27 protein-coding genes and 1 riboswitch are annotated in these 18,040 nt (G+C 32.4%); of the genes, 22 read left to right on the top strand and 5 right to left on the bottom strand.

Features of this window, described 5'->3' with window-relative positions; all coding sequences use genetic code 11:
- Positions 1-104 precede the first annotated feature (104 nt).
- From F7984_RS14615 to F7984_RS14560, 13 genes are all read left to right on the top strand, one after another.
- Complete coding sequence (locus F7984_RS14615; protein WP_151675526.1) at positions 105-614, top strand: GNAT family N-acetyltransferase; 510 nt, start codon at positions 105-107, stop codon at positions 612-614.
- 102 nt (positions 615-716) lie between these two features.
- Entirely contained in the window at positions 717-992 is a 276-nt protein-coding gene (locus tag F7984_RS14610; protein WP_140461938.1) for a DUF3784 domain-containing protein, read from the top strand.
- 556 nt (positions 993-1,548) lie between these two features.
- Positions 1,549-1,902 (top strand): hypothetical protein, encoded by a 354-nt coding sequence (locus F7984_RS14605; RefSeq protein WP_140461939.1) that lies wholly within the window; start codon positions 1,549-1,551, stop codon positions 1,900-1,902.
- Between the two features lie 192 nt (positions 1,903-2,094).
- Positions 2,095-2,652, top strand: coding sequence for an AAA family ATPase (locus F7984_RS14600; protein WP_140461940.1), 558 nt, complete (start codon positions 2,095-2,097; stop codon positions 2,650-2,652).
- A 154-nt stretch (positions 2,653-2,806) separates the two neighbouring features.
- Positions 2,807-3,262 carry a hypothetical protein gene (locus F7984_RS14595; protein ID WP_140461941.1) on the top strand — a complete coding sequence of 152 codons (456 nt, stop codon included), beginning with the start codon at positions 2,807-2,809 and terminating at the stop codon, positions 3,260-3,262.
- A gap of 173 nt (positions 3,263-3,435) precedes the next feature.
- The gene (locus tag F7984_RS19160) at positions 3,436-3,585 is read left to right on the top strand and encodes a hypothetical protein (RefSeq protein WP_181162046.1); all 150 of its coding nucleotides are present in this window, start codon (positions 3,436-3,438) and stop codon (positions 3,583-3,585) included.
- 89 nt (positions 3,586-3,674) lie between these two features.
- Positions 3,675-4,085 (top strand): NUDIX hydrolase, encoded by a 411-nt coding sequence (locus F7984_RS14590; RefSeq protein WP_140461942.1) that lies wholly within the window; start codon positions 3,675-3,677, stop codon positions 4,083-4,085.
- Positions 4,086-4,265: 180 nt separating this feature from the next.
- Positions 4,266-4,805 (top strand): GNAT family N-acetyltransferase, encoded by a 540-nt coding sequence (locus F7984_RS14585; protein ID WP_413242777.1) that lies wholly within the window; start codon positions 4,266-4,268, stop codon positions 4,803-4,805.
- A gap of 124 nt (positions 4,806-4,929) precedes the next feature.
- Complete coding sequence (locus tag F7984_RS14580; RefSeq protein ID WP_140461938.1) at positions 4,930-5,205, top strand: DUF3784 domain-containing protein; 276 nt, start codon at positions 4,930-4,932, stop codon at positions 5,203-5,205.
- Positions 5,206-5,399: 194 nt separating this feature from the next.
- Positions 5,400-5,846, top strand: coding sequence for an NUDIX hydrolase (locus F7984_RS14575; protein ID WP_140461944.1), 447 nt, complete (start codon positions 5,400-5,402; stop codon positions 5,844-5,846).
- A 278-nt stretch (positions 5,847-6,124) separates the two neighbouring features.
- Positions 6,125-6,865, top strand: a complete 741-nt coding sequence (locus F7984_RS14570) for a metallophosphoesterase family protein (RefSeq protein WP_140461945.1) — start codon at positions 6,125-6,127, stop codon at positions 6,863-6,865.
- A gap of 197 nt (positions 6,866-7,062) precedes the next feature.
- Positions 7,063-7,527: a hypothetical protein gene (locus tag F7984_RS14565; protein ID WP_140461946.1), complete on the top strand. Its 465-nt coding sequence runs from the start codon at positions 7,063-7,065 to the stop codon at positions 7,525-7,527.
- A 34-nt stretch (positions 7,528-7,561) separates the two neighbouring features.
- Positions 7,562-8,656 (top strand): 3'-5' exonuclease, encoded by a 1,095-nt coding sequence (locus F7984_RS14560; protein WP_140461947.1) that lies wholly within the window; start codon positions 7,562-7,564, stop codon positions 8,654-8,656.
- 179 nt (positions 8,657-8,835) lie between these two features.
- On the opposite strand, the gene F7984_RS14555 is transcribed toward F7984_RS14560, so the two are convergent.
- Positions 8,836-9,150, bottom strand: coding sequence for a DMT family transporter (locus tag F7984_RS14555; protein WP_140461948.1), 315 nt, complete (start codon positions 9,148-9,150; stop codon positions 8,836-8,838).
- The gene (locus F7984_RS14550) at positions 9,150-9,491 is read right to left on the bottom strand and encodes a DMT family transporter (protein ID WP_140461949.1); all 342 of its coding nucleotides are present in this window, start codon (positions 9,489-9,491) and stop codon (positions 9,150-9,152) included. Before F7984_RS14550 ends, F7984_RS14555 begins: the two co-directional genes overlap by 1 nt.
- Before the next feature lie 68 nt (positions 9,492-9,559).
- Positions 9,560-9,658, bottom strand: a riboswitch (guanidine-I (ykkC/yxkD leader).
- A gap of 222 nt (positions 9,659-9,880) precedes the next feature.
- Between F7984_RS14550 and F7984_RS19155 the strand changes: the two genes are divergently transcribed.
- Positions 9,881-10,249: a hypothetical protein gene (locus F7984_RS19155; protein WP_181162034.1), complete on the top strand. Its 369-nt coding sequence runs from the start codon at positions 9,881-9,883 to the stop codon at positions 10,247-10,249.
- A gap of 175 nt (positions 10,250-10,424) precedes the next feature.
- Here the strand turns inward: F7984_RS19155 and F7984_RS14540 are convergent, their stop codons facing one another.
- Complete coding sequence (locus tag F7984_RS14540; RefSeq protein ID WP_140461950.1) at positions 10,425-10,610, bottom strand: hypothetical protein; 186 nt, start codon at positions 10,608-10,610, stop codon at positions 10,425-10,427.
- Between the two features lie 300 nt (positions 10,611-10,910).
- Between F7984_RS14540 and F7984_RS14535 the strand changes: the two genes are divergently transcribed.
- The 8 genes from F7984_RS14535 (at position 10,911) to F7984_RS14505 (ending at position 15,638) form a co-directional block, all read left to right on the top strand.
- A complete protein-coding gene (locus F7984_RS14535) occupies positions 10,911-11,123 on the top strand; it encodes a hypothetical protein (protein ID WP_140461951.1) in 213 nt (70 codons plus the stop codon).
- A gap of 113 nt (positions 11,124-11,236) precedes the next feature.
- Complete coding sequence (locus tag F7984_RS14530) at positions 11,237-12,139, top strand: hypothetical protein (protein ID WP_192796813.1); 903 nt, start codon at positions 11,237-11,239, stop codon at positions 12,137-12,139.
- 164 nt (positions 12,140-12,303) lie between these two features.
- The gene (locus F7984_RS19585) at positions 12,304-12,438 is read left to right on the top strand and encodes a hypothetical protein (RefSeq protein WP_258188229.1); all 135 of its coding nucleotides are present in this window, start codon (positions 12,304-12,306) and stop codon (positions 12,436-12,438) included.
- Positions 12,439-12,959: 521 nt separating this feature from the next.
- Positions 12,960-13,196, top strand: coding sequence for a DUF3953 domain-containing protein (locus F7984_RS14525; RefSeq protein ID WP_140461953.1), 237 nt, complete (start codon positions 12,960-12,962; stop codon positions 13,194-13,196).
- Positions 13,197-13,290: 94 nt separating this feature from the next.
- Positions 13,291-13,473: a PspC domain-containing protein gene (locus F7984_RS14520; RefSeq protein ID WP_140461954.1), complete on the top strand. Its 183-nt coding sequence runs from the start codon at positions 13,291-13,293 to the stop codon at positions 13,471-13,473.
- A 333-nt stretch (positions 13,474-13,806) separates the two neighbouring features.
- The gene (locus tag F7984_RS14515; RefSeq protein ID WP_140461955.1) at positions 13,807-14,151 is read left to right on the top strand and encodes a DUF3784 domain-containing protein; all 345 of its coding nucleotides are present in this window, start codon (positions 13,807-13,809) and stop codon (positions 14,149-14,151) included.
- A 140-nt stretch (positions 14,152-14,291) separates the two neighbouring features.
- Entirely contained in the window at positions 14,292-14,834 is a 543-nt protein-coding gene (locus F7984_RS14510; protein ID WP_140461956.1) for a nucleoside/nucleotide kinase family protein, read from the top strand.
- Between the two features lie 234 nt (positions 14,835-15,068).
- Complete coding sequence (locus tag F7984_RS14505) at positions 15,069-15,638, top strand: hypothetical protein (RefSeq protein ID WP_140461957.1); 570 nt, start codon at positions 15,069-15,071, stop codon at positions 15,636-15,638.
- A gap of 207 nt (positions 15,639-15,845) precedes the next feature.
- Here the strand turns inward: F7984_RS14505 and F7984_RS14500 are convergent, their stop codons facing one another.
- A complete protein-coding gene (locus F7984_RS14500) occupies positions 15,846-16,400 on the bottom strand; it encodes a CPBP family intramembrane glutamic endopeptidase (RefSeq protein WP_140461958.1) in 555 nt (184 codons plus the stop codon).
- A gap of 1,027 nt (positions 16,401-17,427) precedes the next feature.
- Complete coding sequence (locus F7984_RS14495; RefSeq protein WP_066105598.1) at positions 17,428-17,907, bottom strand: hypothetical protein; 480 nt, start codon at positions 17,905-17,907, stop codon at positions 17,428-17,430.
- Between the last annotated feature and the right edge of the window lie 133 nt (positions 17,908-18,040).

Genomic DNA, 18,040 nt, shown 5'->3' with positions numbered 1-18,040 from the left:
ATACAGAGAGATATTGACAACCTATTAGCTGGTTTAGTGGAATATAAAAGTACACTACTCCAATTGAAATTAATGGTAAACTTCAACAGGCAGGTGATGATTAATTGATACGATTAGCAGAGGAAGTAGATGCGAAGACAATTATCAATATTAGAAAAGAAATAATTTTATCAGAAAAGACAACTAAATTCTTTGTGTCTTCTGCAAATGAAATACCAAAAAATATAAATAAAGAAAAAGAAAAAATACGTAAAAGTGCTGAGGAGGGGAATCTATATATAGTTTATGAAATAGAAAGTATTGTGGTAGGCTTTTTAGTCTTCAACCGCTATCAACATCAACGTCTAAACCACACGGGTTCGATCGGAATGGGAATTACCGATGAATATACAAATCAAGGTATCGGTACAAAATTAATTGAATTCTTTCTAAATTGGGCAAAAAAACAGGGAGAATTAGAAAAGATTTGCTTAGGGGTAACTTCAGTCAATGAGAGGGCAATTAAAGTATATAGGCGTATGGGTTTTGTAGAAGAGGGAAGACAAAGAAATCAAATTAAATACGAAGATGGGTCATATGCTGATGACATATTAATGGCTTATTACCTTAATTAGCTAATGTGAATTTTATTTATAATGCTATATTTCTTATGTAGCTAAAGGGGCAGGTTAGCGGAAGGTATATATAATACAAATGCCGTATAAGGGGTTGAAACAATGCAGTTGTTTGTCGGCCTTATAGTAGCAGGGCTTCATTTTTTGGCTGCTTATTTTGTTTGGAAAAAAGGAAAAGTACAAATTTTAGCAGGATATGTAGAAGGTCAAGTAAAAGATAAAAAGAGACTCTCTAAGTATGCAGGTATCTATCTAATTGGACTTGGTATTATATTTATATTTGTCCCTTTACTGCCTGATCACCTTTATATCGTAATGTTATTTTACGTTTTATGGATTGTGGTTGGTGCAGTTATTATCAATGTAAAAATAAAATAAAATAAAACATATCCTTATTCATTTATCGGGTGCATTGATCCAGGAAGGATTAATGTTCTTTTTTGTTGAATTCCTTATTGTAAGGTTAGTGGAAGAAGAACAGTAGGTGAAGACTGAAAGATTAAGCAATATATTCTATGTGAATCCCAGAATCAATTGGATAATTATGTTAATGTGAGGTTTTTAGGATTATCACAATCTTGGAGGTGAAAGATTATCGATGAAATAATTGTCATCTTAATTGGGCTATTTTTAATATTTACAGGGTATTTGGTACTCAAGAAAAAAGCTCTCTTCTTAGTGAATCTTGTTTTGTGGAATGGGGTTTCAGGAGACGAAAAATTACTATCTCGGATTTTTGGTACTATCATAATAGTAGCTGGATTTTTGGCTATCCTATTGCCATTCTTAATGTGATTTCAACTATCCGACAACTTCATAAAATGGAATAAATGAGTTTCGAATTCAAGAATTCATTAATATCCTTTAACCATCTGTTGTAGTTTTAAGAAGGATTATAGAACAGCAAATGCTAGGAATAGTAAGGGGGGTAAAAATGTCACCTTCAAAGAAAATGCCTTTAGAAATTATTATGAATAATTTATCACTATTAGTTCTTGCTCTAGGTTTCATACAAGTGTTCTATAAATGGAGTGTTTTAGGAGGCGATGACGTAAAGAAATCTATGGCATTACCTCTAATAGGAGTTATAGTTTGGGGTGCATTTACATTCATAGAAAAGTCTGATGAAAACATTAATTTACCCATATTTTTAAGTGAAGATAAAAATGTAAATATCAAATATAACAGGTTGTTGGTGAATATTCTTAAAAATATAATTGTTATTGGATTAATTGTTGTAAATTGGATAGATTTAAACTCATTGACTTTACTTCAAATAATAAAATGAGAGTATGATTAAAACGAAATAATACTCTGGTTGTGACGTTTATCACTTAAACAAACGGGGGCATTACTCTATTATCAAGAGCTGTGGTCAGCTCTTTTTTGCTATGCAGCTAAAGGGGCAGATTAGTTGCATAAGAGTTTTAAATAACGGAAAATTTAAACAATATCTAAATATAGTTATTGGAGGAATTTTATGAAGTTTATACTTATATTTGGCCCTCAAGCTGTTGGTAAAATGACAGTAGGACAGGAATTAGAAAAGATAACTGAATTAAAGCTCTTTCATAATCATATGACCATCGAATTATTAGAACCGTTTTTCGGATTTAGTAGTGAAATGTGGAGATTATCAAATCTATTTCGAATTGAATTATTCAAGTCAGTATCAGTAAGTGATTTGGATGGTTTAATATTCACTTATGTATGGGCATTTGACCAACAAGAAGATTGGGATTATGTAGATAATATTTGTAAAATTTTCGAGTCGAAAGGTGCGGCTATTTATTTTGTTGAGTTAGAAGCTGAACTTAACGAAAGACTGGAACGAAATAAAAGCCCTCACAGACTTGAACACAAACCTACCAAAAGAAATATCGAAAAGTCCGAAAATGAATTAAAGAATACAATGGAAAAGTATAGATTAAACTCCTACGAAGGTGAAATAAAAAAAGAAAATTACATAAGAATTAATAATACCAATTTAAATGCGATGGAATCAGCAAAATTAATAAAAGAAAGATTTAATTTATAAGAATATCGTATAAGGAGCGTTGATTCAAGAAGGATTAACGCTTTTATCAAGGATCTTATTGGACAAACGGGGCAGGTTAGCGGAAGAAGGATTTTAGTTTTCGAGTGGAGAATTCAATATTAAGGAGTTATCTAATAAGGCAGTATGAAAAGAGGTGAAAAACATTAAAGAGACGTTTAACCTTAAATTAAATGTATATTTACTTCTTATAATTATACCGTTATCCATTCTTGGGTATTATTTTGCGGTAAATAATGAATCATTGTTTTTCTTATATGAATGGTTGCTTGCTGTATTAATAATGACTTTAATATCATTCTCGATAAAGAATATTGTATCAATCAAAAATAATCTAAGATGGGTTGCTATTTCAATTTTAGCTTTTTTAATTCAATTTTCGGTGCTTGCATTATTTTTAGGGCCACTGACACATTACCTAATGTTTTATCTTTACTATGTTATTGCGATAGTTTCTTTTACTGTTTTTATAATAACAATAAGAAAAAATAAAACCTTAAGAGTTATTCCTTTAATTTTTTTTATGTTAACAGGATTATTCACATTATATATTATGACTTTAAATGCTTTGTGGGGAACTAATATGAGTTAATAAATCTATAGCACATAAACGTTTACAAACTGGGGCATTGATCCAATATCAAGGGCTGTGAGCAGCTCTTTTTTGTTATGCTGCTAAAGGGGCAGATTAGTTGGAGAAGAGTTGTTATAATTTGGATAATGATATCGTATGGGAAAATATGCGAGATAATGGGAAGGGATGCAATGAATAAAAAAATGGTGCTAGTAGGATTTTTAGGGTTATTATCATTTATGTTTGGCATTTACATTTCACAATGGACAATTTTGGGCGTGGTTATGGGTATTGGCGGAGGATATGCTATGGGGTTTGGTGCCTTCAAATTATTTAATTAGTTAATGAACAAACGGGGCAGTTTAGTTCAAGAACATTATGTTATGAAGGATATTTAAACCAATTGTATAAACAGGGGGGATAACAGAATATGACAAGAGTAGATGTTGCATATGCATTAATTTATAACGAAGATAAGGAAGAAATCCTGATGGTTAATAACATAGGAAGTGGTTGGTCTCTTCCTGGGGGTGAAGTTGAAAAAGGGGAAACTCTAGAGCAAGCAGTTATCCGTGAGATTAAGGAAGAAACAGGTTTAACAATTGAAGTTGAAAACATTGTAGCAGTAAATGAAGCGTTTTTTAAGGAAAAGGGACATCACGCCCTGTTTATAACTTTTACTGCGAAAATCACAGAAGGAGAAATTTTAATTCAAGACGAAGATGAAATTTCGGAAGTAAGGTGGATAGGCATACAAAGGGCTAATGAATTAATGCCTTATCATCCAGATGGTGTAGAAAAGTTACTGTCAAACTCTTCAATTTATACTTTCCAAGGTTAAACAATTACTTACAGGGGCATTACTCCAATATCAAGGGCTGTGTGATCAGCTCTTTTTTCTTATTCCACAAAAGGGGCAGGTTAGTGCAATAGCATTTAATGTAAATTAATTGAATATTTGCTAAAATTATAATGATATTTATATCTATGAAAAGAAGAAAGTGGGTAATAAATCGTGTTAATGCATAAGGTGGATGATGAAGTTTCTTTGAGATTGTTTAATAGAGATGATGCAGTTGAGTTCTTTGATTTAACGATAAATTCTAAGCCCTATTTAAAAGAGTGGTTAGGGTGGCTCGACTATACTAAAAGTGTAGAAGATACTCTACAAAATATTCAATCAAGATATAAAGAGCTTATCGAGAATGATGGTTATCCTCAATCGTTTGCAATTATATATAACGGTAAAATTGCAGGTACAATTGGTTTTAATGAAATATATAAGGCGAATAAAATTGGTGTGGTGGGTTATTGGTTAGGTGAAGAATTCCAGGGAAACGGTATAATGACGAAAGCATTTAAATCTTTAATTGATTACGGTTTTAATGACCTCAAACTTAATCGGATTGAAGCTAGAGTCGCAGTTGGAAATAAAAAGAGTAGAGCACTTCCAGAAAAATTCGGTTTTAAGGAAGAAGGTCATATAAGACAAGCAGAGTGGCTTTATGACCACTATGTAGACCACGTAATTTATGGTCTTTTGGCTAATGAATGGAAGTAGTTCAAAATACAACTTTAATCCTCTGATGGGTAGCGATTGTGAATTAAGAGCAGTCGCTTTTTACTAAAGGGGCAGGTTAGCGGAAGATATATATAATACAAATGCCGTATAAGGGGTTGAAACAATGCAGTTGTTTGTCGGCCTTATAGTAGCAGGGCTTCATTTTTTGGCTGCTTATTTTGTTTGGAAAAAAGGAAAAGTACAAATTTTAGCAGGATATGTAGAAGGTCAAGTAAAAGATAAAAAGAGACTCTCTAAGTATGCAGGTATCTATCTAATTGGACTTGGTATTATATTTATATTTGTCCCTTTACTGCCTGATCACCTTTATATCGTAATGTTATTTTACGTTTTATGGATTGTGGTTGGTGCAGTTATTATCAATGTAAAAATAAAATAAAACATATCCTTATTCAATTATCGGGTGCATTGATCCAGGAAGGATTAATGCCTTTTTGTGTTGAATTTCTTATTGTACAAAAGGGGCAGGTTAGTGAAAAAAGGATTATACTCCTTTTTGTTGAACTTCTTATAGTAAGAGTAAAGGGGTAGTTTACTAAAATTCTAAGAATAAAATATAGGGGTAAATTGAATATGACAGGATACATAAAAGAAATACGAGCACTTATTGGTAGTAGACCAGTTATTTTAGTTGGTTCAACTATTGTAGTTATGAATGATAAAAAAGAGGTTTTATTTCAACATCGTTCCGATACAAAAGAATGGGGTTTGCCTGGTGGAGCGATGGAAGTTGGTGAAAATTTAGAGCAAACTGCTGAACGTGAACTGTTTGAAGAAACAGGGTTAAAAGCAAAGAGTTTTAAATTTGTTGATATTTTATCAGGTAAAGAACTTTATTTTAAGTATCCTAATGGTGATGAAGTATATAACGTAATATGTGTTTACCAAGCAGAGGGGATAAGTGGGGAACTAGCTATGAATGACGGTGAAAGTTTGGACTTGAGATATTTCCCTATCAATGAATTACCTTCCCGATTAGATGAAAGAGCAAAGATAATTATTGAAAAACATTTCATTTAGGGTATCCTATCCAACGGTTTCAGTTTTTTTACAAGTTGACTCGTTTACAATTAGTTTGTGAATTATTGTATTCAATCAAACAGGGTGTTGATCTAAGAAGGATTAATGCCCTTTTCTGTTGAACTCCTTATGTTACTAAAGGGGCAGGATAGTTAAATAAGAAACCGGATCTCCCCAAGAAGGAATCTCTTTACCAGTAGAGAATTTTTAATAATGATTCTTGGTTTATATAGCTGTCATAGGCAGCTATTTTTATTATTCAATAAGGAGATAAAAAGATGCAAATAGGGATCATAACAGATATTCACGGTAATGCACCGGCATTGAGAGCTGTACTTAACGAGTTTGATAAAACAATAGGTGTTGATCATATTTACTGCTTAGGGGATATGATTGGCATCGGTCCGGATTCAAATGAAGTATTGGATATGCTGTTTTCACGGAATGATATTTCAATGATTACGGGTAACCACGATGAGGCAATATTATCGTTGGCCACCGGCCAAGAATATCCAGAAAGTCATTCTCACGTAAGGGAACATCATCAATGGATTTTGGATAGAATCGATAAGGCATATTTGCCGAAGTTATTCAGTTTACCACGTTTGATTGAAAAAAACTTTGATGGAACCCAAATGCTATTCATACATTATCAAATTAGTAAGAATAAAATGAGTGAGCCAATTAGTAAAGATCCGTTTAGTTCTATCGTAGAGCCCTCTCTCGAAAACTTTCAAATATTATTTAATGACAGGAATGATGATGTAATCTGTTTTGGTCATCATCACCCCCTTCACTATTTTAAAGGGAACAACAGAGTTTTCCTGAATCCAGGTTCCCTCGGCTGTAACAATAAATCTACAGCACCTTATGCAGTTATTACCTTATTAGGTGAGAAGGTTGGAATAAACCTTGCTGAAGCAAAGTATGACAATACTGATTTCTTGGAGTCTTACCATAGGCTGAAAGTGCCGGATCGCGATATTATTTTAAAGGTTTTCCACGGTAATCAAATTTAGTCTACGAATTGGCTTGTTCTACTAAAGGGGCAGATTAGTTGAATAAGAGATGTTATAATATAATTGGAAAAATATGAAAAAAGACGGATGAGTATATAGTATTAGGAGTATCAAGGTTAATGTTCTTCTTTTGAGAGTAACGATTGTATTAGTCAAAAATTACGGGATTTTTCTCATAGAATAGAATAGGTGATTTTATGTTACAAAATAGAATGAATGAATTGGATAGTGGCATATTAAATATCGTAGGAAATAAGGTTTATATCACGGGATTTACTCGTGAAGAAATGTTGCAGTCTTTTTTAGATACAGGTATCGAAGCCTGGAGTTCAAAGGGTCTGTATGATATTCAAGAATTAGAGTTTCACAATATAAAAGATAACGCTTTAATTATTGTTCAGAAAGACGGAATAGAGATTGATAGACACCAGTATAAACTAATTTACAAAAATAAAATTGAATTAACAAATGAAAAAGGAAATAAGGTATCTCGCACATTTGTTATTAGAAAAAGTACATACAGTAAACATTATCATCTCAAATTTGTTGTTGATAAAGAATCAGATATATTTGATGGAAAAGAACAAGTAATGTTATTTCAGGACAAAGAAGCTTTAAATCAATATCTATTAAGTAAATATGGAGTTTCTTTTTCCTATTAGTACATAAAATTATAGGTTATAGGAGGGTTAAAGTATGAAAAGAATGATTCTAGTAGATATAGAAACAGGTGACTTTGATGTCGATTCAGGTATATACGAAGTTGCCCTATTGGTTGTAGAGGATGGGATAATAGTTGCAAGTGAACATATAGCAGAAATAGAAGATGAAGCATCTATTCATTTAGGTATGGGGAATGGATATGCTCAAATTGCTTGTGATCAATCAAAGAAAGAGCAATTCCAAAACATTATTCGCACTTATCAATATCCAATTGTTGCCCATAATGTTTCTTTTGACCGTAAATTTTTGGTTCATTATGGCTGGTTGGATGAAGATTATGAATGTTATGATTCAGTTCGGGCGATAAAAAATTCAAGTCCTGATTTGTTTTCCTATTCGTTAAGATATCTATTGCACTTTTTTGAAATCGACCAACCATTAACTCATAACGCTTTAGATGATGTTAAAGCGCTTTATGAAGTGATTTTACGAGCGAACCCTAATGTTTGGATACCATTATATAAAGTTAATCCAAGTAGACTCAAACATTTCGTGGAAAAAACCGCTAATGTGGAAGGGCAAAGTGTTGTTTTTCAAGATAAACGAATTGTTTTTACAGGGGCAAGTCCATTTCCAAGAGTTTTGATGAAAGAAATCGCTAAAAAATGTGGTGCTATTGTGACAGGAAACGTGTCCTCTAAAACAGACCTTTTAATTTGCGGAGAACAACCAGGAAGTAAATTGGATAAAGCGAAAGAATTAGGGGTAGAAGTTCAGACAGATATATGGTTTATTGATGCTGTTTCAAAGGATCTAAATCTAGAGACAGCTTCGGTTATACGCCAAAGTACGGCTGATTCAATTGCTGGAAGAGAATACAATAAGGTTTCTGAACTAGAAGGAAAGATTATAAATATCTCTCTTCTTCCAACTAGAATTCAAAGCAAAGTAGAAGAAATATTAGTTAATTATATGGATGTAGCAGGATTAAATAAAGGTACAAACGGATATAAAGTAGATGCAATTATTTATAACGATGATGGTGATTATATCCTGTTGAAAAAGGCAAAGGAATTGCAAATTAAAACTATTCCTTTATCCAAATTCAATCAAATGATATTAAAATAGAGATAATATAATCTCTCTCTCAAGAGGGAGTTTTTTTATGCCTTAAATATTAAGTGATATTATGAAGCTGGTAAAAAAAGTTAATGTTACTAAAGGGGCAGTTTAGTTGAACAAGAATAAAGAAGATAATTTGCTTAATAAAAACAGATTATCTTCTTCTTCCAAAACAAAAAACTCTTTTATGAGACAAGTTTTAGACCCACAGCAGCACCTAATACCATACCTATGAAAATAAGTCTTCTCCAATCTTTTGATTCGCCATAAAAAATCATCCCTAAAATTGCTCCACCAGATGCACCAATACCTGTCCAAATTGCGTAAGCTGTACCCATAGGAAGTGTTTCCATTGAATAAGCAAGAAATATAAAACTTGCCCCAAATCCTAGGATTAATAGAAGCAGCGATTTCCAACTACGGTCTTTATGCAGTTTATTTATCATTGCAACACCAAACATTTCACATAAACCTGCTAAGATTAAAGAAATCCAAGCCATTAGGATTCATCTCCTTCCTGAACTTTGTCCTTTGTTACTAATTTCAAGCCAATTACTCCTGCTAATAACAGTAAAATCAATAATATTTTTTCCACTTTAAATGGTTCTCCAAAGAATAGAATTTCAGAAACGACGGTTCCAGTTGTACCTAACCCAACAAAAACTGCATAAACAGTTCCCACGGGAAGTCTTTTTCCTGCCATAATCATTAAATAAAAGCTGACGAATATAGCAATGATAGTTCCAGTCCAAGTCCAAAACTCATAAGCGTGTTTTAAACCAATAACCCAAAAAACTTCAAAGAAAGCAGCAATAATCACTTTAATCCAGTCTTTATTCATCTAAAGACACCTCCAAATTTATTCTCAAAAAAACAAAAAAAGCCCGAGAGTTAAACTGTAAAAACAGTTTCTCCCAGGCTTTTATCCTTCCGTGACACAGCAAAGCTGTGAGTTTTCTCTCGGACCAGACCAACATTGACTGCTGCGGAACCCTAGAAAACATTCAACTTATGCAATTACCTTGTATTATACACAATTATAAATCTCAGTCAATGTAAGTATAACGTATATTCATCTTGTTGAACTAACAGGGCATCACTCCAATATCAAGGGTTGTGATCAGCTCCTTTTTGTTATGCAGCTAAAGGGGGCAGTTTAGTTGAAGAAGGAATCCTGACAAAGATGTAGAAATAGTAATATTAACTTAGATTATATGGAGGCATACATAAATGAATTTTATTAAAATCATTTTAGCACTTATTCCAGTTCCATTCTTATTTCATTTATACGAATATAACTACTGTCATCTTGGGGAGCACGATGTTGTTTTCTTATTTCCCGTATTTCTATTGTTCATAATTGTTGTAGGCATAACATCGAGAAACATAAAATTCCCTTTGTTTCTTGGAGTCAATTTTATAATGACAGTTATTTCTTTGTTGTTTGGCTATTTTTTTATTGTTGATGATGGAAGTTGGTTTAAACCTTTCGGAAGAGACTTCGCAATTATATTCATTTCTGTTGTTTATATCTTAGGGCAGTTAATTATAAGAGGCATTATGAGAGGAATTAGTGAATTCAATTCCGTCACAGACTAAAAGGATAGTATTCAACTAACGGGGTCATTGGACCAAGAAGGATTAATGCTCTTTTTTGTTGAACTTCTTATTGTAGAAACGGGGCAGGTTAGTGGAAGAAACATAAGACAAGGTTATTTATGTCTTCTTTTTTGTTAACATCGCCCTTTAGTATAGAGATTTTGAAAAAAGAAGGTCAAGATTTTTTAGCCCGATCTATCGCAAAGCGAATTGTTACTCCGATTGCCCCACCTATTCCCATCAAAACAGCAACGTCTATAAAATTCTTAGATGGTATATCCTTGAAAACCAAATCAAAAATCCACATCAGCACTAAGACTGTAGCAATCAAACTCAATATACGTAACAAACCTTTTATCATTAATTTCCTCCTGTGTGATTTTTTTTAATTGTATCACAACTGTACTATTTATATCGATTAGTTACTTATTACATAAACCAGGGCTGCAGGGCTTTATTTTTATACCGAAAGTTTGGTGTTTAGCTCACCTTCTTAATCTGCAAAAAAGGGGGAATTTAGCAGAAGGTTAAGAATGTCATAAGACGTTCAGTTATTATGCGACTAAAGGGGCAGGTTTGTTCAATAATAACCCTCAACAAAATGGAATTTTAAGGTAAAATATAATTTGGGATATCAATACATAATAAGGAGTTTGGTTTTTTGAAAAAAATAGTTTTATCTCTATGTTTGTGTTCTCTTTTGATAACAGCTTGTCAAAAGGAGTATAAGGGTGAATATATAAAATGGGGAGAAAAGACCAACAGTAATGCAACTGAATTATTAAAGAAAAATGGAATACCTTATAAAATTAAAGATGGAATTATATATATTCCTGAAGATGCTTTTGATAAATCTATTTACTGTTGTGCTTAAAGATTAAAGTAAAGGGGGCCTTACTCCAATATTAAGAGTTGTATTCAGCTCTTTTTGTTTATGCAGCTAAAGGGGCAGGTTAGTTGAATAAGAAAAAATAGATACACTTCGAAATGAGAGATGTGGTAAAAATGACTGTTAGAATGGAACCAACAAAAGAGCAAGTTAGTATTTGGATAGAAAATTTTGTTCCCAAAAAAGATCTGTTTTTCGTAGAAGAAAAAGATTTAGATTCGTTAGTGGAGTATTTATGTGAAGTCTTAGTAGTTCCAGGAGGGGAATTTTTCAAACATCCATCATATAAACAAATCCAATTAGTCAATAGTTATATGTATTGGAACATTTCGTCCAAAGCTCAGTTTGTTATTGTGGCAAAACCGGATTGGATAACAAACCTACCTGAGCAAAAGAAGAGAGACATCGTTAATATTCAATATAAAATGAATAGAGGTTTAATTCTTCCATTGTCATTGTTTGCTTCTGCAAGCTCAATTCCGCAAGAGTACATTGTAGAGGAAAACGATAAAAAGTTTTTTGTGATTCAACGCAGTATATGGAATAGACTATCCTATCAAATAAAAGAGCGTGCAATACTAGCATACGCTCAGCAATGGGATGATTGGTTCGGCATTGATTTCCCAGAACAGACACCCATACATATAAAGAAATATGCCAATAAATTTCCAATGGAATCAGGAAGTAATTGTTTATCTGCAACTCTATTTGCGATTACAGAGCAAGATTGGATTATCGATGAGTGGGTTCATCCTAATACGTTTTTGAATGGATTGGAAAGAGCGAATTTTTCCCTAATAAACGATGTAATAAAAAAGGGAGATATTATTACTTGGGTAAACCAAAATGGGGTTATTAAGCACGCTGCTTATCATATAGACAATAATCTATTCTTTAATAAAAATGGACAAACTTTCTTCAACCCTTGGAAGATAACAGACTTGAATAAGTTAAATGAAGAATGGTACCAATACAAGATGAAGGTTTACCGTAAAATGTAGAAATACTTATTCAACTAATGGGGTGTTGATCCAATAAGGATTTAATGCCTTTTTCTGTTGAACTTCTTATAGAAGTAAAGGGGCAGGTTAGCTCAATTAGGATAGTTGTAGAATGATTTAAATGGTAAAACTATTACAAAAGTGTTAGTTTGGAGGAGAGTGGATTGTTCTTTGTTGGAATAGCCATTTTAATTGTTCTATTTATCTCTACAAGTACGATAGAAAAGAGTTTAAAGTCGATTCAAAAACAAGATTCTATGGTCATAGATCTTTTAAAGGAGATACGTGATAAACATTAATATGTCTTGTGTCACAAACGGGCAGGTTAGCTTATTAAGGAATGAATAACAGAAACTCAGACATAGGGGAATCGATAGATGATCAAAGCTAAGTTGTTTTTTTACTACTTTTTATTATTATTACTCTTAAAAACGAGCGGACTAATTCATTATAACAATCAACATATTTTTGCTTGGTTCATAATAATGATTTCATTCATAATTATTATAGGCGATAAAATTTATGAATTAGAAAAGCTAATAGAACCATCATTTAAGTTCACATTTATAGCTGTGATATCAGCGATTATATTTTCTAACCTGGTCTTTTATTTCAAAAACTTATTATCAATGCTTTGATACAAAATAATTAAGGCGTTGTTCCAAGAGGGATTAATGCCTTTTTATGTTGAATCCCTTATTGTAGAAACGGGGCAGTTTAGCTCAAAAAGGAATTTACGTTTTTGAATAAAGTAATAATGTAATTGTGATATGATTAGACAAAAACTTGAGGGAATGACTTTTTAAAAGGGGAGGGAAATATGCTAAAAACATTAAGAAATATTTTATCAATAGGTGTCCTTGTGTTAGCTTTATATGGTCTAATAACCGAAAATTTCGAGTATATGCCTTATTTAATGATAGCACTGAGTTTTTTGATGTTGACTACGGGAGTAATTGAGCTTCAAAAAGATAAAAAAGCATTTTGGGGTTATATGTGTATCGGTGTTTCTGGTTTTGCTTTTTATGTTTCTATTCAGGGATTCTTATATCAGTAAAGGGGCAGTTTAGCAGAATAATCAAAACTTTAATAATCGAATATCCGTCTAAATAGTATAAAGGTTGGCTTTGTGTGAGAAAGGGGGAGCTGGAATGAAAAAACAGTTAAGAAAATCTCAAACAGATAAGTCTATAAGCGGTGTTTGTGGAGGTATAGCGGAACATTTTGGTGTTTCCTCATTGGGAGTAAGACTAATATTTCTTTTTTTACCTGCTAATTTACTTATATATTTGATTCTTGTTAACACAATGGCTGATAGTCCTCGGTCATTATAATACCTTCTTCATTTATAGGTGGCTTTAACGGAATAAGAAATACAGTCGTTCCAGTTAGGTAAAGGGTTCCGTTTTTAGGTGCATTTTCAAAAAACACGACTCAAATAGCATTATAATTGACCGATAAAACGGCATACAAAATCCGTCTAAATTTAGACGGATTTTTTTGTGAAATAACAAAAATATTGTTTAGTTTTCTGATAATTACCAATAAATGGTATACTAACTTTGTGAAATATCTTATTTAAACTAACGGGGCAGTTTAGTTTAATAAGCATTTATATGATAAAATATTCCAAGTGAGAAAGTTGACCAATAAGTGAGGTGTGTAATGTGGTCGGAGCAATTCTAGTAATTATGATACCTTTTTTAATATTTGCTATCGTTTTATCAAAAGGAAAAGGATCATTTCTATTGGCAGGTTATAATACAATGTCCGATAGTGAAAAAGAAAAGTATAGAGAAGATGAACTTTGTAAATTTATGAGTAAAATAATGTATGGTATTTGCTTTAGCCTACTATTAATTGCATTAAGTGAATATTTCAAAATGCAATTTCTACTTATCATAGGCATTATTTTAATTATAGGTCTTATTATCTTTTCAATGGTTTATTCAAATACAGGTAACAGATTCAAAAAGATTTATATTGTTGAGAGTGAAATCAAAAACAAATAATATGAGGTTTAGTTGCCTTTAGGAATAATGATACATAATTAAAAGGATTAATATAAGGAACTGTGATTACAGTTCCTTTGTCTTATCCCGCAAACGGGGCAGTTTAGCGGAAGAAGACATTCGAAAAGTTGGAGGATTTTATGAAAAGGCAATTTCCGTTTGTGATTTCAATTGCTGCGGTTTCGGGTGGGGGCAAAACAACAATAACCTCTTACCTAAAAGGGCAGTTGCAAAATAGTAAAACAATATCTTTTGATGATTATGATTTTGATGGTCCTGATAACATTATAGAATGGATTGATAATGGTTGTAATCCTGATGAATGGGACTTATCGCCACTTATTGGAGATATAAAGAAGTTAGGTAATGAACCATTGGATTACATTATTTTAGATTTTCCATTTGCTTATTTACATACTAAAACAAGAGAATTTATTGATTTTGCAGTGTTTATTGATACTCCATTGGACATTGCAATGGCACGGAGAATAATTCGAGACTTTAAAAATGGTTCTACCGAGGATATAATGCTGGATCTGGATAACTACATTCTTAGAGGAAGGCGGGGGTATCTAAATATGTTAAATACGTCAAAACCGAATTCTGACCTCATTGTAGATGGGACATTATCTAAATCTGAGATTGCACGTATCATCGTTCAAAATATAGTGAGAATAGAGTAATTCTTAGGTCAAAGCAAAATTGAAAATATAATATCTAATTCAAGTAAGGGACGTTGATCTAAGCAGGATTAATGTCCCTTACTGTTGAACTCTTATGGAAGTAAAGGGGCAGTTTAGCGGAAGAAGTAATTGGGTTATTGTGGTAATATATAGACTGTAAGACAGCGGAATAGTATGAGGAATAGATGGATACTGAAAACGAAACAAAAATAGATAAATTTTGGAGTTTTGAAAATGAAAAACATATGGTCGTGGTTGTTTGGGTTATACTGCATATTCTATGTATTCCTCTATGTTGGTTACTTCATTATTATTAGACTTGCACATTCTTCGTACAACATTGTAAGTGTTACGGCAATTATTTTGCCTTTACTCTTGTTATTAGCCTTTCAATTAGCTTTGTGGAAAGCTTCAGATGATAATTTTGGGGGCATTGGAGATTATAAAAATAAATTTATAAGTACAATGGTTGTTGCTGGTTTTCTTCCTTTATGTTGCGGAATTATGTTAGGTACTAATGAATACAAATCACACTTTAACATTGATAGATGGCTGAGTGATGAGTCATCAAGAGTACATATGGTTGATAATTTATTTGAAGAATACGATTTGGTAAAGATGACAAAGGATGAAGTAACAGTGTTGTTAGGAACAGCGACCGAAACAAATTATTTTAAGGAAAAAGATAATATTGTATATTATCTAGGTGATGAAAGAGGGTTAATCCCCATTGATAGTGAATGGTTAATCCTAGAGTTTGATGAAAATGAGAAAGTAAGAAGTTATGAAATTAAAAGCGATTGAAAAAGTACCTTGTTTATTGTGAAATTTAACAAATCAAGCAATAGCAGAAGATCAGGGCTGTCAGATTGACGGTCTTTTTTATTAGGCTAAAGGGGCAGGATAGCTCAATAAGGAACAATTGCAGCCAACAAAAAGAAGGAACCCTAGCGGTTCCAAATAAGAATTTATTAATATTCGTATGTCATCTCATAGTAATTATGTTTGCACCTAAATATGATTGAAATAGAATAAAGTAAATACATTCCATAAGAAATGCGTAAGGATAGCTGGAATTAAAGAATTTGTAAGTCTAAATACTAAGCCGAATACTATACCTAATATAAAACCAAACAGAGGGTATTCGGTATGGCCCAAACCAAATAAAACGGAAGAAATTAATAAGGTAATGAGGTAACCAGGAAGTTTATTTGCCCAAATTGAGAGAGGAGCTCTAAATAACAACTCTTCAAGGATGGGAGCCAAAATAGTTATAGTGAATATATATAGAAATAATTCGTATGTATCCAACATTATTGTTCTTGAGTATGAACTAGTGAGAAGATTATATGTTGCAGATAAGCTCCTATTGAATATAAATAAATTTGAAATAAAAATGAGTAATAATGCCATTAAAATAATTACGTATGTATTTACTCTCTTTAATACGCTAAAATCCAACAATTTAAAATAAAAGGCTCTAGTTTTCGGGAAGATAAATAATACCAACACAGCTAAGATAAATACAAAAGATCTCCACCTTAAATTGACTTCCTGAATCTCCATATGAAATCCCCCATTTTAATATTTTGTTATAGAATAACAATTCAATATAGATATTTGTAAATCCTCTATTTAGATATCTATGTGAAAAAATGTACTTAAACAAATGGGGGCGTTGATCCAAAGGAGGATTAATGCTCTTTTTGTTGAATTCCATATTGTAGAAACGGGGCAGGTTAGCTGAACTGAACCCTTTGTTATTTACCGAAAATAGTATAATTTTAAAAAAGGAGGTGTAAGTATATGAAACGTAATAGGAAGAAAATATGAATTCTTATAGGCGTACTAATAATTGTTCTAGTCTTCCCTCCTCTTTTAGATTCAGTCATACACGATAACGATTCTCCTAGAAGTGCTATAAGAGCTTCTATTAGAGATGATGGTTATCCCTATCAAAGTTTTTTTGCCATCATAATCTCTAGAGATATTTATGATGAAGATTACGGACATAAGTACGAGGTAATATGGCACGATTGGAAGAATGAAACTGGAATGACAGGCACTATTTGCTACGCAAAACAAAATGAAAACGAGAAGTATAGTGTTTCTTGCGGCACAGGTCCTTGATTATTAAATTATATGTGTTAAGAGTGAAAATTAAGGTTAAAAAGCCGCCAAAAAATCGGTGGCTCTTATCATTATGATAGAAGACGAAATCGCCTTCCTCCTGGGACACGCCGCTTACTGCAGAGGCAAATTAAATTAAGTTTGTGAAAAAGTGTACTTAAACTAACAGGGGCTTTAGCGGAATAACAAGAAAGTCACTTCTTTTTGGAAGTGGCTTTTTCATCTAGATAAATGTAAGAGAATGGAAACGGAATCTTTAAGAATGCAGCCTATTGCTTACCAAATATCATGAACAATTGTACGTAAACTATGAGGGCTTTAGTGAAACAAGGAGACAGTAAAAGTTGTCTCTCTTTTTTTTCTAATAGTAACAAGTTACGAAAAGAGATTATAAAAAAGAAAGGCAGATAGCCTAATGCAGCAACCCTGACCACAATAGGTAGGGTTGCCATGCTATCTGCTTTTATTTTTTCTTAAATAGAATGAATCCGCCAATGAGCATTAAAAGAACAGGCCAGTAGTGATTAAAGAAATCAACAAAATGAACCAAGCCCAGTATAGTTAAGATTCTCTCATGGAAGATAAAGATGATAGAAACAACGAGGAATAAAATCCCCGGGCCTTTACCAACTCCCTTTTTTAGATGAAGCAATAACAGACCCAAACTAATAAATAAAAATAGGGCTGTATGCTCAGCTGGCCAGTTTTCCAAATGGACGGCTATGTATTGGTGTAAACCGAATCCAGTGAGCAAGATTCCAGGCAGTATAAAATCAGAATGACTGCCAAACCTGCTTTCAGCAAGAAAGGCTAATCCGATAATAATACAAAGAGATCCCCATGAATAATAAGGTGACAATAGGGAAAAGTTAATTGATTTTAAAAAATAAAAAAGACCAAAGCCAATCAAAATAGTGCTTGAAAAATAACGATATTCTTTCATATGTAGTCTCCCGGTTTATTATTATTGATAATTATTCTAATCTTTGATAATGTACAATTAGTGATTTAATTTACACATAATACTGTCAGAGAAACATTTTGGCAATTAAGATTTAACCTATTATACATTAATT

This window comes from Pradoshia sp. D12 (assembly GCF_008935075.1).
GTDB lineage: Bacteria > Bacillota > Bacilli > Bacillales > Pradoshiaceae > Pradoshia.
Note: the sequence above shows the minus strand (reverse complement) of the source record. Positions and strands in the feature narration are given on the sequence as shown.

Excerpts from the sequence above, each read along its gene's own strand:
- F7984_RS14610 (WP_140461938.1), top strand. The coding sequence starts at position 717 with ATGCAGTTGTTTGTCGGCCTTATAGTAGCAGGGCTTCATTTTTTGGCT.
- F7984_RS14605 (WP_140461939.1), top strand. The coding sequence starts at position 1,549 with ATGTCACCTTCAAAGAAAATGCCTTTAGAAATTATTATGAATAATTTA.
- F7984_RS14600 (WP_140461940.1), top strand. The coding sequence starts at position 2,095 with ATGAAGTTTATACTTATATTTGGCCCTCAAGCTGTTGGTAAAATGACA.
- F7984_RS19160 (WP_181162046.1), top strand. The coding sequence starts at position 3,436 with ATGAATAAAAAAATGGTGCTAGTAGGATTTTTAGGGTTATTATCATTT.
- F7984_RS14590 (WP_140461942.1), top strand. The coding sequence starts at position 3,675 with ATGACAAGAGTAGATGTTGCATATGCATTAATTTATAACGAAGATAAG.
- F7984_RS14585 (WP_413242777.1), top strand. The coding sequence starts at position 4,266 with ATGCATAAGGTGGATGATGAAGTTTCTTTGAGATTGTTTAATAGAGAT.
- F7984_RS14580 (WP_140461938.1), top strand. The coding sequence starts at position 4,930 with ATGCAGTTGTTTGTCGGCCTTATAGTAGCAGGGCTTCATTTTTTGGCT.
- F7984_RS14575 (WP_140461944.1), top strand. The coding sequence starts at position 5,400 with ATGACAGGATACATAAAAGAAATACGAGCACTTATTGGTAGTAGACCA.
- F7984_RS14570 (WP_140461945.1), top strand. The coding sequence starts at position 6,125 with ATGCAAATAGGGATCATAACAGATATTCACGGTAATGCACCGGCATTG.
- F7984_RS14565 (WP_140461946.1), top strand. The coding sequence starts at position 7,063 with ATGTTACAAAATAGAATGAATGAATTGGATAGTGGCATATTAAATATC.
- F7984_RS14560 (WP_140461947.1), top strand. The coding sequence starts at position 7,562 with ATGAAAAGAATGATTCTAGTAGATATAGAAACAGGTGACTTTGATGTC.
- F7984_RS14555 (WP_140461948.1), bottom strand. The coding sequence starts at position 9,150 with ATGGCTTGGATTTCTTTAATCTTAGCAGGTTTATGTGAAATGTTTGGT.
- F7984_RS14550 (WP_140461949.1), bottom strand. The coding sequence starts at position 9,491 with ATGAATAAAGACTGGATTAAAGTGATTATTGCTGCTTTCTTTGAAGTT.
- F7984_RS19155 (WP_181162034.1), top strand. The coding sequence starts at position 9,881 with ATGAATTTTATTAAAATCATTTTAGCACTTATTCCAGTTCCATTCTTA.
- F7984_RS14540 (WP_140461950.1), bottom strand. The coding sequence starts at position 10,610 with ATGATAAAAGGTTTGTTACGTATATTGAGTTTGATTGCTACAGTCTTA.
- F7984_RS14530 (WP_192796813.1), top strand. The coding sequence starts at position 11,237 with ATGAGAGATGTGGTAAAAATGACTGTTAGAATGGAACCAACAAAAGAG.
- F7984_RS14525 (WP_140461953.1), top strand. The coding sequence starts at position 12,960 with ATGCTAAAAACATTAAGAAATATTTTATCAATAGGTGTCCTTGTGTTA.
- F7984_RS14520 (WP_140461954.1), top strand. The coding sequence starts at position 13,291 with ATGAAAAAACAGTTAAGAAAATCTCAAACAGATAAGTCTATAAGCGGT.
- F7984_RS14510 (WP_140461956.1), top strand. The coding sequence starts at position 14,292 with ATGAAAAGGCAATTTCCGTTTGTGATTTCAATTGCTGCGGTTTCGGGT.
- F7984_RS14505 (WP_140461957.1), top strand. The coding sequence starts at position 15,069 with ATGAAAAACATATGGTCGTGGTTGTTTGGGTTATACTGCATATTCTAT.
- F7984_RS14500 (WP_140461958.1), bottom strand. The coding sequence starts at position 16,400 with ATGGAGATTCAGGAAGTCAATTTAAGGTGGAGATCTTTTGTATTTATC.
- F7984_RS14495 (WP_066105598.1), bottom strand. The coding sequence starts at position 17,907 with ATGAAAGAATATCGTTATTTTTCAAGCACTATTTTGATTGGCTTTGGT.